Source organism: Achromobacter sp. Root565 (assembly GCF_001427425.1).
In the GTDB taxonomy this organism is placed as follows: Bacteria; Pseudomonadota; Gammaproteobacteria; order Burkholderiales; family Burkholderiaceae_B; genus Achromobacter; species Achromobacter spanius_D.
This window is the reverse complement of the sequence record NZ_LMGO01000001.1, coordinates 1015307-1030540: the sequence shown is the minus strand read 5'-3', so window position 1 is coordinate 1030540 and position 15234 is coordinate 1015307. Positions and strand designations below refer to the sequence as shown.

14 protein-coding genes are annotated in these 15234 nt (G+C 64.9%); 8 read left to right on the top strand and 6 right to left on the bottom strand.

Translation table 11 applies throughout. From position 1 onward, the window contains the following. Nucleotides 1-46: 46 nt before the first annotated feature. Both ASD71_RS04625 and ASD71_RS04620 read left to right on the top strand, forming a co-directional pair. Complete coding sequence (locus ASD71_RS04625) at nucleotides 47-946, top strand: LysR family transcriptional regulator ArgP (RefSeq protein WP_056560345.1); 900 nt, start codon at nucleotides 47-49, stop codon at nucleotides 944-946. Between the two features lie 18 nt (nucleotides 947-964). Continuing rightward, entirely contained in the window at nucleotides 965-1456 is a 492-nt protein-coding gene (locus ASD71_RS04620) for a copper chaperone PCu(A)C (protein ID WP_056560342.1), read from the top strand. 151 nt (nucleotides 1457-1607) lie between these two features. On the opposite strand, the gene gdhA is transcribed toward ASD71_RS04620, so the two are convergent. Then, nucleotides 1608-2954: an NADP-specific glutamate dehydrogenase gene (gdhA, locus tag ASD71_RS04615; RefSeq protein WP_056560339.1), complete on the bottom strand. Its 1347-nt coding sequence runs from the start codon at nucleotides 2952-2954 to the stop codon at nucleotides 1608-1610. 412 nt (nucleotides 2955-3366) lie between these two features. After that, nucleotides 3367-4161 (bottom strand): exodeoxyribonuclease III, encoded by a 795-nt coding sequence (locus ASD71_RS04610; RefSeq protein WP_056560336.1) that lies wholly within the window; start codon nucleotides 4159-4161, stop codon nucleotides 3367-3369. 132 nt (nucleotides 4162-4293) lie between these two features. Here ASD71_RS04610 and pyrE point away from each other — a divergent pair, with 132 nt between their 5' ends. Then, nucleotides 4294-4980: an orotate phosphoribosyltransferase gene (gene pyrE / locus ASD71_RS04605; RefSeq protein WP_056560333.1), complete on the top strand. Its 687-nt coding sequence runs from the start codon at nucleotides 4294-4296 to the stop codon at nucleotides 4978-4980. Nucleotides 4981-5375: 395 nt separating this feature from the next. Here the strand turns inward: pyrE and ASD71_RS04600 are convergent, their stop codons facing one another. The 4 genes from ASD71_RS04600 to gatC all read right to left on the bottom strand — a co-directional run bounded on the left by ASD71_RS04600 (nucleotide 5376) and on the right by gatC (nucleotide 9058). After that, on the bottom strand, nucleotides 5376-5624 hold the full coding sequence (locus tag ASD71_RS04600; protein ID WP_156395079.1) for a type II toxin-antitoxin system Phd/YefM family antitoxin: 249 nt from the start codon (nucleotides 5622-5624) through the stop codon (nucleotides 5376-5378). A 124-nt stretch (nucleotides 5625-5748) separates the two neighbouring features. After that, nucleotides 5749-7206 (bottom strand): Asp-tRNA(Asn)/Glu-tRNA(Gln) amidotransferase subunit GatB, encoded by a 1458-nt coding sequence (gene gatB, locus ASD71_RS04595; protein WP_056566405.1) that lies wholly within the window; start codon nucleotides 7204-7206, stop codon nucleotides 5749-5751. 4 nt (nucleotides 7207-7210) lie between these two features. Further along, complete coding sequence (gatA, locus tag ASD71_RS04590; protein ID WP_056560327.1) at nucleotides 7211-8746, bottom strand: Asp-tRNA(Asn)/Glu-tRNA(Gln) amidotransferase subunit GatA; 1536 nt, start codon at nucleotides 8744-8746, stop codon at nucleotides 7211-7213. A gap of 3 nt (nucleotides 8747-8749) precedes the next feature. After that, nucleotides 8750-9058, bottom strand: coding sequence for an Asp-tRNA(Asn)/Glu-tRNA(Gln) amidotransferase subunit GatC (gatC, locus tag ASD71_RS04585; protein WP_056560324.1), 309 nt, complete (start codon nucleotides 9056-9058; stop codon nucleotides 8750-8752). A 229-nt stretch (nucleotides 9059-9287) separates the two neighbouring features. Here gatC and ASD71_RS04580 point away from each other — a divergent pair, with 229 nt between their 5' ends. The 5 genes from ASD71_RS04580 (at nucleotide 9288) to rodA (ending at nucleotide 14933) form a co-directional block, all read left to right on the top strand. Next, nucleotides 9288-10331: a rod shape-determining protein gene (locus ASD71_RS04580; RefSeq protein WP_006216320.1), complete on the top strand. Its 1044-nt coding sequence runs from the start codon at nucleotides 9288-9290 to the stop codon at nucleotides 10329-10331. A gap of 84 nt (nucleotides 10332-10415) precedes the next feature. Then, nucleotides 10416-11300 (top strand): rod shape-determining protein MreC, encoded by an 885-nt coding sequence (gene mreC, locus ASD71_RS04575; protein ID WP_056560320.1) that lies wholly within the window; start codon nucleotides 10416-10418, stop codon nucleotides 11298-11300. Nucleotides 11301-11349: 49 nt separating this feature from the next. Further along, nucleotides 11350-11856 (top strand): rod shape-determining protein MreD, encoded by a 507-nt coding sequence (gene mreD, locus ASD71_RS04570; protein WP_156395171.1) that lies wholly within the window; start codon nucleotides 11350-11352, stop codon nucleotides 11854-11856. Between the two features lie 15 nt (nucleotides 11857-11871). Beyond that, the gene (gene mrdA / locus ASD71_RS04565) at nucleotides 11872-13800 is read left to right on the top strand and encodes a penicillin-binding protein 2 (RefSeq protein ID WP_056560316.1); all 1929 of its coding nucleotides are present in this window, start codon (nucleotides 11872-11874) and stop codon (nucleotides 13798-13800) included. Next, nucleotides 13797-14933 carry a rod shape-determining protein RodA gene (gene rodA, locus ASD71_RS04560; RefSeq protein ID WP_056560313.1) on the top strand — a complete coding sequence of 379 codons (1137 nt, stop codon included), beginning with the start codon at nucleotides 13797-13799 and terminating at the stop codon, nucleotides 14931-14933. Before mrdA ends, rodA begins: the two co-directional genes overlap by 4 nt. Nucleotides 14934-15234 lie beyond the last annotated feature (301 nt).

The window sequence follows — 15234 nt, the reverse complement described above, 5'->3', positions numbered from 1 at the left end:
GAAATACAGCTAATTTTCCTTCACTATATTAAGAATTTCTAATCTCATGAAAATCGATCACGGCAACCTGCGCGCACTGGCGGCGGTGGTGCGCGAAGGCAGTTTCGAGCGCGCGGCGCTATCGCTCAGCGTCACGCCATCGGCAGTGTCGCAACGGATCAAGGCTCTGGAAGACCGGATGGGCCGGCTGCTGGTCCAGCGCACGGTGCCGGCCGCCGCCACGGCAGACGGCCAGGTGCTGGTGCAGCTGGCCGAGCAGACCGCCTTGCTCGAGCACGACGCGCTGAACCGGCTGGGCGTGGCCGACGACGACGTGCCCCACGCCAGCATTCCCATCGCGGTCAACCACGACAGCCTGGAAACCTGGTTCGTCGACGCCGCCCTGCAGTTCGCGGCGCGCACCCGCGCCACGCTGGACATGCTGTCCGAAGACCAGGACCATACGGCCGCCCTGCTGCGCAATGGCTCCGTGCTGGGCGCCGTGACCACGCTGGCCGATCCGGTCCAGGGCTGCCGCATCCACGCGCTGGGCAGCATGCGCTACGTGGCCACCTGCACGCCCGACTTCCACAAGCGCTACTTCGCTTCAGGCGTCAACGCGCAGACGCTGGCGCAGGCGCCCGTCCTCGTCTTCAACCGCAAGGACGCGCTGCAGGCGCGCTTTGCGCACAAGATCGCAGACCCCGCACCGTGGGAACCGCCGGTCTGGTGGGTGCCGTCCACGCGGGCCTTCGTGCAGGCCACGCTGGGCGGACTGGGCTGGACCATGAACCCGCTGCCGCTCGTGCAGGAGCACCTTGATGCCGGTCAACTCGTCCTGCTGCGCGGCCGGGCCTGGGAGGACGTGCCGCTCTACTGGCAGCATTGGCGGGTAAACTCCGAGGCCATGGAAGCCTTGACCGACTCGGTGTTGTCAGCCGCCCGCAGCCTGGTCAGGCGCCGCTAACGTCTCAGGAGGACACCCATGAACATCCGCAAGTTTGCCGTTGTTGCCGCGATCGGCCTGTGCACCGCCGGTTCGGCGTGGGCCAAGGACTACAAGGTCGGCCAGGTCGAAGTCGACGATCTCTGGGTCCGCGCTTCCGCGCCCGGACAGGCCAACGGCGCGGGGTACATGGATATCGACAACGACGCCAAGGCGCCGGACCGCCTGCTGTCCGTGTCGTCGGACGCCGCGGAACGCGTCGAGCTGCATACCGTGCAGACCGAAAACGGCGTCTCCAAGATGCGTCAGGTCGAAGGCGGCATCGCGCTGCCCGCCGACACCGAGGTCAAGCTCAGCCCGGGCGGCTACCACGTCATGTTCATCAAACTGAAGGCGCCGTTCAAGGATGGCGCCACCGTGCCCGCCACGCTCAAGTTTGAAAAGGCGGGCGAAGTGGCGGTGCAGTTCAAGGTCATGCCGGCTTCGCATAATCCCGGCATGAGCCACGATCATGGCGCGATGAAGCACTGATCTTTGCGGCATCCGGCCAGTCTGCGCCCCTGCAGTGGCGCAGGCATCGGGCAGCCCGCGGCGCGTCATCGCCGCAATGCAACAGGCCGACTCATCCGAGTCGGCCTGTTGCATGCTGTGCCCGCGCGGCGCGCGGTTCAGCAGGCGGCGATCAATACAGCCCTTGCTGGCGCATGGCGTCGGCGACCTTGACGAAGCCGGCGATGTTGGCGCCGTCCAGGTAGTTCACGTATTCGCGCGCCGAATGGCCGTGGCGCACGCAGTTTTCGTGGATGTCGCGCATGATGGCATGCAGGCGGGTGTCCACTTCCTCGCGGGTCCACGACAGGCGGGCCGAGTTCTGAGCCATTTCCAGGCCCGACACGGCCACGCCGCCGGCGTTGCTGGCCTTGCCCGGCGCGTACAGCACGCGCGCGGCAATGAAGGCCTTGGCGGCGTCCAGCGTGGCGGGCATGTTGGCGCCTTCGGCAACCGCCAGCACGCCGTTCTTGATCAGCGTCTGCGCATCCGACAGTTCCAGCTCATTCTGCGTGGCGCAGGGCAGCGCGACGTCGACGGGCACGTGCCACGGGCGCTTGCCGGCCTCGTACTGCAAGCCGAACTGGCGGGCATAGGTGTCCAGGCGGCCGCGCAAGTCATTCTTGATGTGCATCAGCGCCACGAGCTTCTCGTGGTTGAAGCCGGCTTCGTCGACGACGGTGCCGTTCGAATCCGACACGGTGATGACGCGGGCACCCAGCGCCATGGCCTTCTCGATGGCGTACTGCGCCACGTTGCCCGAGCCCGACACGGACACGCGCATGCCGTCGAAGGACTTGCCGACGCGCTTGAGCATTTCCTCGGCGAAGTAGACGGTGCCGTAACCGGTGGCCTCGGGGCGGATCAGGCTGCCGCCGAAGGTCAGGCCCTTGCCGGTGAAGACGCTGGCCGTCGAGTTCGACAGCTTCTTCATCATGCCGGCCATGAAGCCGACCTCACGCGCGCCCACGCCGATGTCGCCGGCGGGTACGTCGGTGTCCGGGCCCAGGTGGCGATATAGCTCGATCATCAGCGCCTGGCAGAAGCGCATGACTTCGGCGTCGGACTTGCCTTTGGGGTCGAAGTCCGAGCCACCCTTGCCGCCGCCCATGGGCAGGGTGGTCAGCGAGTTTTTCAGGGTCTGTTCGAAGGCGAGGAATTTCAGGATCGACAGGTTCACCGACGGGTGAAAGCGCATGCCGCCCTTGAACGGGCCGATGGCGGAGCTGTGCTGGATGCGGAAGCCGCGGTTGACCTGGGCGCGGCCCTGGTCGTCGGTCCAGCAGATGCGGAACTGGATGACGCGTTCCGGTTCAACCAGGCGTTCCAGCAGGGCGTGCTCAGCGTAATGGGGATGCTTCTCGACGAAGGGCCACAAACTGAGCATCACCTCCTGGACGGCTTGCATGAACTCGGGTTGCTGCGGGTCGCGCGCGGCGACGCCACGCAGGAAGTCGTCCAGACTCTGCACTTTCACCATGATCTCCTCGGGGGTGCTTCGAATAGGTGCGGAAATTGCGCCAGATTGGGGCGCGTTCAGTTTGTTTTGGTGCATGGCTGCACCCGTATGGTGCGGGGATTGTAGGGGCAAAATGTTGCCCTGCGCAAAGCGAAAAACCGCGCCATCACGTTGATATCAAACGGAATTTTCCGGTAGATAATTGGGGTCGTATCTAATTGGATGTGCTGGCGGATGCCGGGCGGAAAGATGCCTTTCGAACGGTAAGGCTTGAATTTCCAGGGGAAATTAATATGTCCCCGTTAGTTTTCGATGAGCCCTCATAGGGAAAGTGGCGCGTCGCCCTAGGCAACAGGCGCGTCCAGCGGCCGCAAGCGGGGGCGGCTGCCGGTCAAGCGCCATTGTTACGTCCCTATTTTTATCTTGAGAAAAATCACGCGCGCAGAGTGAAGTCGTAGTCGATCGTCAGCGGTGCGTGATCCGAGAAGCGCTCGTCCTTGTAGATGGCAACGCTGCGCGCCTTGGCCGCGATGCCCGGCGTGGCGATCTGGTAGTCGATGCGCCACCCGACGTTCTTGGCCCAGGCCTGGCCCCGGTTGCTCCACCAGGTGTACTGGTCGGGACGGTCGTCGATGGTACGAAACACGTCCACAAACCCGCGCTTGTCGAAAACGTCCGTGAGCCACGCGCGCTCTTCGGGCAGAAAGCCCGAGTTCTTCATGTTGCCCTTCCAGTTCTTCAGGTCGATTTCCTTGTGAGCGATGTTCCAGTCGCCGCAGATGACGAATTCACGGCCTGTCGTCTTGTGTTCGTGCATCAAGGCATCGATCCAGGGCCCGAACCGGTCGAGGAAACGATACTTTGCCTGCTGGCGTTCGTCGCCGCTGGAGCCGGAAGGCAGGTAGGCGCTGATGACGGACAGGTCCTTCCAGTCGGCGCGGATGATTCGGCCTTCGGGGTCGAACTCTTCGCAGTCCAGGCCATGGTTCACGCGCTCGGCCGGATCTCGCAAATAGATGCCCACGCCGCTGTAGCCCTTTTTCACCGCGTGGTGGAAGTGGCCGGTGTAGCCGGGCGGATGGCGCAGCTCGTCGGTCAGGTCGTCGTGGGCAATCTTGATTTCCTGAAGGCACAGCACGTCGGCGGCGTGCTTTTCCATCCACGGTTGCAGGCCCTTCTTAAAGGCGGACCGGATGCCATTGAGGTTGATCGACGTGATGCGCAGCAAAGCGAAACTCCTGAAATTCGGCCGCAGAGGAGGCGGACAATGCCAGGAATTTAACCGACTCTGCAACGGCAGCCGGGAACGGCCCCGACAGCGGATAAAATGCGGGGTCTGCCACCTACCGGATCTCCCTGCATGCCCGCCGCCCAGTCCTCCGTCACCGCCCTGGATTTCGTCCGTTTCGCCTTGAACGAGGGCGTTCTGCGCTTTGGCAGCTTCAAGGTCAAGTCGGGCCGCATCAGCCCCTATTTCTTCAATGCGGGCCTGTTCAACAATGGCCGCTCGGTCGGCAAGCTGGCGCAGTTTTATGCGCAGGCGCTGCTGGATTCCGGCGTCGAGTTCGACATGCTGTTCGGCCCCGCGTACAAGGGCATCCCGCTATCCACCGCCACCGCCGTGGCGCTGGCGGGCCACCCGGACATGCAGGGCCGCGGCGACGTGCCGTTTGCCTACAACCGCAAGGAAGCCAAGGACCACGGCGAAGGCGGCACCCTGGTCGGCGCGCCGCTCAAGGGCAAGGTCGTCATCATCGACGACGTCATCACGGCCGGTACTTCGGTGCGCGAGTCTGTGGAAATCATCCGCGCCGCCGGCGCTGAACCGGCCGCCGTGCTGATCGCGATGGACCGCATGGAGCGCGCCGGTCCGGACGACGCCCTGTCGCCGCACTCGGCCGTGCAGGACGTGGCCAAGACCTATGGCATCCCCGTGGTCGCGATTGCCTCGCTGACGGACATCCTGGCCCTGCTGCAGGACGACGCGGCGTTTGCCGAGAACCGGGATGCCGTACTGGCGTATCGGACGAAGTACGGGGTGAAGTAAGGGGTGAAGTAAGGGGTGAAGTAAGGGGTGAAGTAAGGGCGCGGGCGCCATTGCGTGGCTGCCCGACATCGGCCAAAGCCGCGCACGGCGGCCGAACCATAGTGCGCCAGCGGTTCGGCCAGATGCGGCGGCGGACCAAGCACGGGTATGCCGCACGCTTGTGCCGCGACACAGAGCTTCTGATCGAAGGTGGCGAGCGTTGCGCCGGTGGCCCGCGCTTGCCATTCCAGCGCGCTCCGCACGCATCGCCCCATGGGCGACTTCCAAGTGCCAGATCGTCGGCACGTAGGTGGCGTAATCGTCCAGCCCATCCAGAATGCGAAATGCGGCATCGCGGAAGGGCTGGCTGGGCAGGCCCAGCCAATTGAGGGCCACCGAGGCGTCAAGGACGAGTTTCATTCGTGCACCGGCTTTACCGCCGCCCACCAGCTTTCATAGCTGTCGTGCTGGACAGCTGGAAACGTCCTTATCGACTCCAGCGCCCAATGCGCGTTTTCGCTCATCATGGGATTAACTGGACGGATCTGGGCGTAGGGCTTGCCGTCGCGCAATACGACGATGCGAGCCCCTTGGTGTGCGGCTTCAATAAGCGAATCTACACGTTGGGGCATCTGTTCCAGAGGCACTTCGAAGTACGGAGACATGGTCGTCTTCCCATCAGACTTTGACCCTTCCATTCTTCGCCAAAGAAAAAGCCGCGGCAATCTGCCGCGGCCCTTGATTCAGTCTGATATTGCGCCGGTCCCCGCGAGGAGAACCGGGCGCCGATCAACTATCCAGCTTCTGCTTCAGCAGATCATTCACCTGCTGCGGGTTGGCCTTGCCGCGTGCAGCCTTCATGATCTGGCCGACCAGGGAGTTGAACGCCTTCTGCTTGCCGGCGCGGTACTCCTCGACGATGGCCGGGTTGGCGGCCAGCACCTCGTCGATCATCGCGCCGATGGCGCCCGTGTCGCTGATCTGCTTCAAGCCGCGCGATTCGATGATGGCATCCGCATCGCCGCCGTTCTCGCCGGCCCACATGGCGCCGAAGACCTCGCGGGCGATCTTGTTGGAGATCGTGCCGTCGATGATGCGGCCGATGAGGGCCGCCAGCGCCGGCGCCGCGACGGGCGATTCGGCGATGGTCTTTTCTTCCTTGTTGAGCACGGCGGCCACTTCGCCCATGACCCAGTTGGACGCGAGCTTGGCCTGGCCTGCCGGCAGCGCGTGCGCGACGGCTTCGAAGTAGGCGGCCAGGTCGCGGCTGACGGTCAGTTGGGCGGCGTCGTAGGCGGGCAGGCCGTATTCCGTTTCGAAGCGGGCGCGCTGGGCGGCCGGCAGTTCGGGCATGGCGGCGCGGACCTCGTCCACCCACGCGCTGGAGATCACCAGCGTGGGCAGGTCGGGATCGGGGAAGTAGCGGTAGTCGTGCGCGTCTTCCTTGCTGCGCATGCTGCGCGTTTCGTCGCGGTCGGCGTCGTACAGGCGCGTTTCCTGGACGACGGTGCCGCCGTCCTCGATCAGTTCGATCTGGCGGCGCGCTTCATAGATGATGGCGCGTTCCAGGAAGCGGAACGAGTTGACGTTCTTGATCTCGGTGCGGGTGCCGAATTCCTTCTGGCCCACCGGGCGGACCGACACGTTGGCGTCGCAGCGGAACGAGCCTTCCTGCATGTTGCCGTCGCAGATGCCCAGCCACACGACCAGGCTGTGCAGCGCGCGCGCGTAGGACACGGCCTCAGCGGCGGAGCGCATTTCGGGCTCAGTCACGATTTCGAGCAGCGGGGTGCCGGCGCGGTTCAGGTCGATGCCGCTGGCCGGGCTGCCATTGCCCAGGTTGAAGTCGTCGTGCAGAGACTTGCCGGCATCCTCTTCAAGGTGGGCGCGCGTCAGGTTGACGGTCTTTTCTTCTTCGCCGACGAAGAACGACAGCGAACCGCCCACCACCACCGGCAGCTCGTACTGGCTGATCTGGTAGCCCTTGGGCAGGTCAGGGTAGAAGTAGTTCTTGCGCGCGAAAACCGAGCGCGGCGCGATCTTGGCGCCGACGGCCAGGCCGAAGCGGATGGCGCGTTCGGCCGCGCCGCGGTTCATGACCGGCAGGCTGCCCGGCAGGGCCAGGTCGACTTCGTTGGCCTGCGTGTTGGGCGCGGCGCCGAATTGCGTGCTGCTGCCCGAAAAAATCTTGGAATCCGTGGAAAGCTGCGTGTGCGTTTCCAGGCCGATGACGATTTCCCAGTTCATGTTCTCAGCCTTGCTGGACAGGGGCACGCTGATGCCAGTCCGTCTCGTGTTGGTAGCGGTCGGCGATGGCCAGCAGGCGGCCTTCGTCGAAGTAGTTGCCGATGATCTGCAGACCGATGGGGCGCAAGCCGTTCTCGCCGCCAAAGCCGCAAGGAATCGACATGGCGGGCAGGCCGGCCAGGCTGACGCCCAGCGTGTAGACGTCGGCCAGCCAGTCGGCGGTCGGGTCGTCGCGGTTGTCGCCGATGTTCTTGGCGACCGTGGGCGTGACCGGTCCCATGATGACGTCGCACTGATCCGCGTAGGCGCGCTGGAAGTCCTGCGCGATCAGGCGGCGCAGGCGCTGGGCCTGCAGGTAGTAGGCGTCGTAGTAGCCGTGGGACAGCACGTAGGTGCCGATCAGGATGCGGCGCTTGACCTCGTCGCCGAAGCCTTCGGCGCGCGAGCGGCTGATCATCTCGTTCAGGTCGCCGTACTGCTTGGCGCGGTGGCCATAGCGCACGCCGTCGTAGCGGGCCAGGTTGCTGGACGCTTCGGCGGGGGCGATCACGTAGTAGGCCGGAATGGCCAACTCGGTGCGAGGCAGCGACACCGGCACGCGCACGGCGCCCAGCGCCTCGAACTGCGCAAGCGCGGCCTGCACGGCGGCAGCGACATCGGGGGCCAGGCCGTCGCCAAAATATTCTTCGGGCACGCCGATGCGCAGGCCCTTCAGGGGCTGGCTGCCGGCGGCGTCGAAACGAGCCTGCGCGGCGTCGAAGTCGCGGCGCACGCGGCCGGGCTCGTTGACGGCGCCGTCGCATTTTTCGAGGCTGGTGGCGTCGCGCGGATCAAAGCCGCTGATGACGTCCAGGAGTTCAAGCAGGTCGCGGCTGCTGGGAGCCAGCGGGCCGGCCTGGTCCAGGCTGGAGCCGAAGGCCACCATGCCGTAGCGCGACACGGTGCCGTAGGTGGGCTTGATGCCGCTGACGCCACACAGCGCGGCGGGTTGGCGGACCGAGCCACCGGTGTCGGTGCCGGTGGCGGCGGCCACCAGGCGGGCGGCCACGGCGGCGGCCGAACCGCCCGACGAGCCGCCGGGCACGGCAGCGTGATCCCAGGGGTTCTTCACGGCGCCATAAGCCGAGTTCTCGTTGCCGGAGCCCATGGCGAATTCGTCGCAGTTCAGCTTGCCCAGCGAGACCGCGCCGGCCGCGCCCAGACGTTCCACAACGGTCGCGTCGAACGGGCTGACGTAGCCTTCGAGCATCTTGCTGCCCGCGGTGGTGCGCCAGCCGCGCGTCACGAACGCGTCCTTGTGGGCGATCGGGATGCCAGCCAGCGGACCGGCGGTGCCGGCCGCCAGGGCGGCGTCGGCAGCGCGGGCCTCGGCCAGCGTCAATTCGGCGTCAATATGTAAAAAGGTATTCAGGCCGCTGGCGGCTTCGGCGGCCGATAAGGCGCTTTGCGCCAGCTCGACAGCGCTGACTTCGCGTTGCGCGAGGGCCGCACGCAGAGCGGCGATCCCCTCGAATTGGGTGTGCAGGGCAGGTTTCGTCATGACTTATTCCAGGACCTTGGGAACCAGGAACAGGCCGTCCTGGGCATCGGGAGCATTGGCCAGCAATTCCTGGCGGCGGGCTTCCGAACCGGCTTCGGTCACGGCGTCTTCACGCAGGCGCAATACGATGTCCTCGTGGGCGGACAAGGGATGGGCCAGGGGTTCGACGCCTTGGGTATCGACGGACTGAAGCCGTTCGATCAGATGGAGGATGCCGTTGAGTTCGGCCTGCGCGACGGTGCGCTGGTCGGGGGTCAGTTCGATTCTGGCCAGCAGGGCAATGCGGGCCACATCTTTGTCGTTGAGCGCCATGAGGGATTGCAAAAATCGATAAGCGAAGGCCGAGGGGCGGGAGAGGGCAGTATGCATACGCCAAACCCGTTACAAAGCTTGAATAGCCTGCATTTATGCGCTATTTCCGGGGAAATTATAAGTTATGATTCACGGTTTAATCGCCGTGATGACAGGCGGACCCGTTGTTTTACGGGCCAAACGCCCCGCGGCCTGACCCCAATTCCCCCCAGAATTTAGCTGAGCTCCCATGTTCGGATTCCTGCGCAGTTATTTTTCCAGCGATATGGCGATTGACCTCGGTACCGCCAATACGCTGATTTACGTCCGCGGCAAGGGCATCGTTCTCGATGAACCTTCCGTGGTCGCAATCCGTCATGAAGGCGGCCCCCACGGCAAGAAGATCATTCAAGCCGTCGGGCACGAAGCCAAGCAGATGCTCGGCCGCGTCCCCGGCAACATTGAAGCCATTCGGCCCATGAAGGACGGCGTGATTGCCGACTTCACGGTCACCGAGCAGATGCTCAAGCAGTTCATCCGCATGGTGCACCCCCGCAACATGCTGGCGCCCAGCCCGCGGATCATTGTCTGCGTGCCCTGCGGCTCCACCCAGGTTGAACGCCGCGCCATCCGCGAATCGGCGCTCGGCGCCGGCGCTTCCCACGTCTTCCTGATCGAAGAACCCATGGCCGCCGCCATCGGCGCCGGCCTGGCCGTGTCCGATGCCAGCGGCTCGATGGTCGTCGACATCGGCGGCGGCACCACCGAAGTGGCTGTCATCTCGCTGGGCGGCATGGTCTACAAGGGTTCCGTGCGCGTCGGCGGCGACAAGTTCGACGAGGCCATCGTCAACTACATCCGGCGCAACTACGGCATGCTGATCGGTGAACCCACGGCCGAACTGATCAAGAAGGAAATCGGCTCGGCATTCCCGGGTTCCGAAGTCCGCGAAATCGAAGTCAAGGGCCGCAATCTGGCCGAAGGCGTGCCGCGCAGCTTCACGGTCTCGTCCAACGAGATCCTGGAATCGCTGACCGATCCGCTGAATCAGATCGTTTCCGCCGTCAAGATCGCGCTTGAACAGACGCCGCCCGAACTGGGCGCGGACATCACCGACAAGGGCATCGCCCTGACCGGTGGCGGCGCGCTCCTGCGCGACCTGGACCGCCTGCTGCAAGAAGAAACCGGCCTGCCGGTCGTGGTGGCCGACGATCCCCTGACCTGCGTCGTGCGCGGTTGCGGCGAAGCGCTGGAACACCTTGAGAAACTGGGCGCCATCTTCATCAACGACTAATATTGCCCGCCAGCCCGGAGCCCCGCTTTATTCTGGCTCCGGCCGCTGCGGGAGCCTCGGACGCGGGCGCCCGGGCTGAGATTCATGCAACGACAAGGGACTCCTCCCCTATTCAGGCGCGGCCCACCGGCAGAGGTGCGGCTCGTCGTTCTGGTCGTCCTTGCCCTGGCCCTGATCGTCATGGATTCCCAATGGCGCATGCTGGAGCCGGCGCGCCGCGCGATTGCCGTAGGGCTTTATCCGTTCCAGCGTGCCGTCATGGCGCCGCGCGATCTCGTCCAGCAAGTCAACGAATGGGTTAACGCGGCCAACCTCATCCGCAGCGAAAACGAAGCGCTGCAGCGCCAGCGCATCGAACTCGCGCAGGTCGCGTCCCACGCGGCGCAGCTTGCCGCCGAAAACTCCCAGCTTCGCCGCCTCCTTGGCGTGACGGACACCGTGGCGCAGTCCGCCGTGGTGGTCGAAGTCATGTACGAACCCACCAACGCGTTCACCCAGCGCCTGGTTTTCAACAAGGGCAGCAAGGCCGGTCTTGCGCCCGGCATGCCGGTCATCGACGAAGGCGGGGTGGTCGGCCAGATTGTCCGGGTGACGCCCATGACCGCCGAGGCGGCGCTCGTCACCGACGAGCAGGTCTCCATCCCCGTGCAACTCTTGCGCAACGGATTGCGCCTCATCGCGTTCGGCGGCAATTCGCCCGGCAAGATGGAAGTGCGCTACCTGGCGGCCAATGCGGACATCAAGGAAGGGGATACTATTGTCACTAGCGGCGTCGGCGGCCTCTTTCCCGCCGGCCTGCCCGTGGCCAAAGTGACCTCGGTGGAACGTGATACCGCATCCGGTTTCGCGCGTGCCGTGTGTGAACCGCTGGCCCATCCCGAACGCTATCGCCACTTCCTGGTTCTGCAGGTAGATGTGGATCGCGCCGAGTCCAACCGTCAGGAGGTCGATTCCGGTGGATCGGACTAATCAACAAGCGGCGGGGCAATCGCCGCGCCGCCTCGGCACGCCCAGCAACGTGCAGCCCGACCGCCTGTCGGGTCCCGCGCATGCCTTCTTCGTGTGGGGCACCGTCCTGCTTGCCTGGCTGGTGTCTTTACTGCCGTGGCGCCTGTGGCAAGGCGCGCCCGACGTGCTGCTGCTCATCATCGCCTTCTGGTGCGTGCACGAGCCGCGCCGCGTGGGCCTGTTCACCGCGTTCTTCTTTGGCGTGCTCATGGACGTGCACGACGCGGGCCTCCTGGGCGAGCACGCGCTGTCGTACACGCTCGTCGCCTACGGCGCGGTCGTCCTGCACCGCCGGCTGCAGCGTTTCGATCTCTGGAGCCAGGCGATGCACATGCTGCCTGTGTTCTTCATTGCGCGTTTTGTCACCCAGATCATCCACGCGTGGCTGGCCGGAAAATGGCCGGGCTGGGACTGGGGCATCAGCGTGCTGCTGACGGCTGCGCTGTGGCCGCTGGCGGGTTGGGTGCTGCACCTGCCGCAACGCGGTGTCGACGACGCCGAATCTTCGTCCGCCTGACGGCGGCGTTGCGTCATGTTTGAATTCAAGAAAACCGGCCAGCAGCAGAAGCAGCGCTTTCGCCTGCGCGCCTGGGTGGGCGGCGCCTTCGCGCTGGTCTGCTTCGGCGTGCTGGTGGGCCGCTTCTGGTACCTGCAGGTCGACCGCTACGAGGGCCTGTCCGAACGCGCCGACCGCAATCGCATCGCGGTCGTGCCAATTCCGCCGCGCCGCGGCGAGATCTTGGACCGCAACGGCGAGGTCCTGGCCCGCAACTACCGTACCTACACGCTCGAAGTTGTGCCGGCCCACGCGGGCAACATGAACGAACTCTTCGAGCGCCTGACCGAAGTCGTCTACATCAGTCCGTCCGACCAGCGCCGCTTCAAGCGCCGTGCGGCCGAATCCAGCCGCTACGCCAGCCTGCAGTTGCGCAACAACCTGAACGAAACCGAGGCCGCGTGGTTTGCCGCGCACGCATTCCAGTTTCCGGGTGTCGAGCTGCGCGCCCGCTGGGTGCGCGAATACCCGCAGGGCGTGTCGGCCGCGCACGTGGTCGGCTACATTGGCCGCATCGCCGACAACGATATCGAGGAGCTGGACCGCGCCGGTCAGCTCGGCAACTACCGCGGCACTGAAGTCATCGGCAAGAAGGGCATCGAGAAGACCTGGGAAGAGCAGCTGCACGGCCGCACGGGTCTCGAAGAAGTCGAGGTCACCGCTGGCGGCCGGCCCATGCGCACGCTGCGCCGCATCGATCCCGTTCCGGGCTCGGACATCATGCTGTCCATCGACATGGGCCTGCAGAAGGTGGCTGAAGAGGCCTTCGAGGGACAGCGTGGCGCGCTCGTCGCCATCGACCCGGACACGGGTGAAGTACTGGCGTTCGTCTCGCAGCCGTCGTTCGATCCCAATCTGTTTGTGGACGGCATTGATGTCGACAACTGGCGCATGCTGAACGAATCGCCGGACCACCCGCTGATCAACCGTCCGCTGTACGGCACGTATCCCATCGGCTCCACGTACAAGCCCTTCGTGGGACTGGCCGCGCTGGAATTGGGCAAGCGCCGCGCCACCGACCGCATCTCGGACCCGGGCTATTACGAATTCGGCGGGCAGAAGTTCCGCAACGCGGGCGGCGCAGCCTATGGCATGACGGACATGCACAAGGCCATCGTCGTGTCGTCCGACACTTATTTCTACTCCCTTGGACCGGAAATCGGCGTGAACGCGCTGCACGATTTCACCAAGCAGTTCGGATTCGGCCAGATCACCGGCATCGACCTGGAAGGCGAGAAGCGCGGCGTGCTGCCGTCCACCGACTGGAAGCGTGCAGCCTACAAAGACAAGGAACGCCAGCGCTGGTACGCGGGCGAGACCATTTCCGTGGCCGTGGGCCAGGGCTACAACGCCTTCACGCTGCTGCAGTTGGCGCAGGGCACCTCCACACTGGCCAACAATGGCCTGTACCGCCGCCCGCACCTGGTGCATGCGGTCCGCGATCCGCGCTCGGGCGTGGCCAAGCCGACCGAGGCGCCACCCGATTACCGCATTCCACTCAAGCAGGCCAACGTGGACGTCATCAAGAACGCCATGGCCGACGTGGTGCGTGCCGGCACGGCGCGGCGCGCGTTCGCCAACACGCCGTACCAGGCCGCCGGCAAGACCGGCACCGCGCAGGTGTTCAGCCTGCGAGGCGGCCATTACCGCGCCAGCGCGATCGACGAACGCCTGCGCGACCACGCGTTGTTCATGGGCTTCGCGCCGCTTGAGCAGCCGCGCATCGCCGTGGCGCTGATCGTCGAGAACGCCGGCTGGGGCGCCAGCGTGGCGGCTCCGGTCGCGCGCAAGGTCTTCGATTACTGGCTGGCCAAGGATCGCCAGGACAAGATCGTCCGGCCCGAGCGCGCGGACACCATGGCGACGGTCGACGACATCGCCTCCGACCTGGTGCGCCAACAATGAAACGTCTTGGCCTGATCCTGCTGCGTGTGTTCACGGCCTTCGACTGGCCGCTGCTCGCGATCCTGATGATGTTCGCGGCGCTTGGCCTGACGGTGATGCACTCGGCCGTCGGCGGCACTGACTGGCGCTTCGCGGAACAGTCGCGCAACTTCATCATCGCGTTCTTCGCGATGTGGACGATGGCGCTGATTCCGCCCAAGCTGCTGATGAAGCTGGCGTTGCCGTTCTACGTGGTGGGCGTGGTGCTGCTGCTGGGCGTCGAATTCTTCGGCGAGACCAGCAAGGGCGCGACCCGCTGGCTGAACCTGGGGGTGACCCGCATCCAGCCGTCCGAGATGATGAAGATCGCGGTGCCGATGATGCTGGCCTGGTATTTCCAGCGCCACGAAGGCGCGGTCCGCGTGCGCGACTTCCTGGCCGCCGCCGCGATGCTGGCCGCACCCTTCGGCCTGATCGTGTTGCAGCCTGACCTGGGCACGGCACTGCTGGTGTTCGGCGCGGGCTTTTTCGTGATCTATTTCGCGGGTCTGTCGTTCAAACTGCTGGTGCCGGTCATGCTGGCCGGCGTCATTGCCATCGGCACGCTGGTCTATTACGAAGACCAGCTATGCGAGCCGGACGTGGACTGGGTAGTGCTGCACGAATACCAGAAGCACCGGGTCTGCACGCTGCTCAACCCCAGTTCGGACCCGCTGGGCAAGGGCTTTCACACGATTCAATCGATGATCGCGGTGGGCTCGGGCGGCGTCTACGGCAAAGGCTACATGAAGGGGACGCAGACGCACCTGGACTTCATCCCGGAGCGCACGACTGACTTCATCTTTGCCGTGTACGCCGAGGAATTTGGCCTGTACGGCGGAATTGCGATCCTGGTGCTGTACGGGCTGATGATGGCGCGCGGTTTGACGATCGCATCCCGGGCCGCGTCGCAATTCGGCCGGTTGCTGGCGGGTGCGCTGACGATGATGCTGTTCATCTACGTATTCGTGAACGTGGGCATGGTGACGGGGATCTTGCCCGTGGTGGGGGTGCCGTTGCCGTTCATGAGCTACGGGGGGACGGCGTTGTTCACGATGGGGATTGCGTTTGGGATCATGATGAGTATCAGTCGGCATCGGTCTGTGAAGACTTGATGTTGGTGGTTGTTCTTCGTGGGTCGCCCGACGCCGCGGTCACCGTGGGCACGATCGCCCACGATTGCGGCCCGGAGCCTTCGCTCTGGACTTGCCTGGGCGGCCCCCCCATCGGGCACTGCAGTTCAAGTGACGCTTAATGGCGAGCCGACCGCTATCTGCAGTTGGGTCCGGACACCGGAATGCGCGACGGTTTTCGTTCTTCTGCCGGTGTCTGACACCCTAGGGAGATGCGCTTGGCATGACGTGGATCGCACCAGGGTGTCAGACACCTGGAGCAGTCGCAGCCACACGCGAAGCG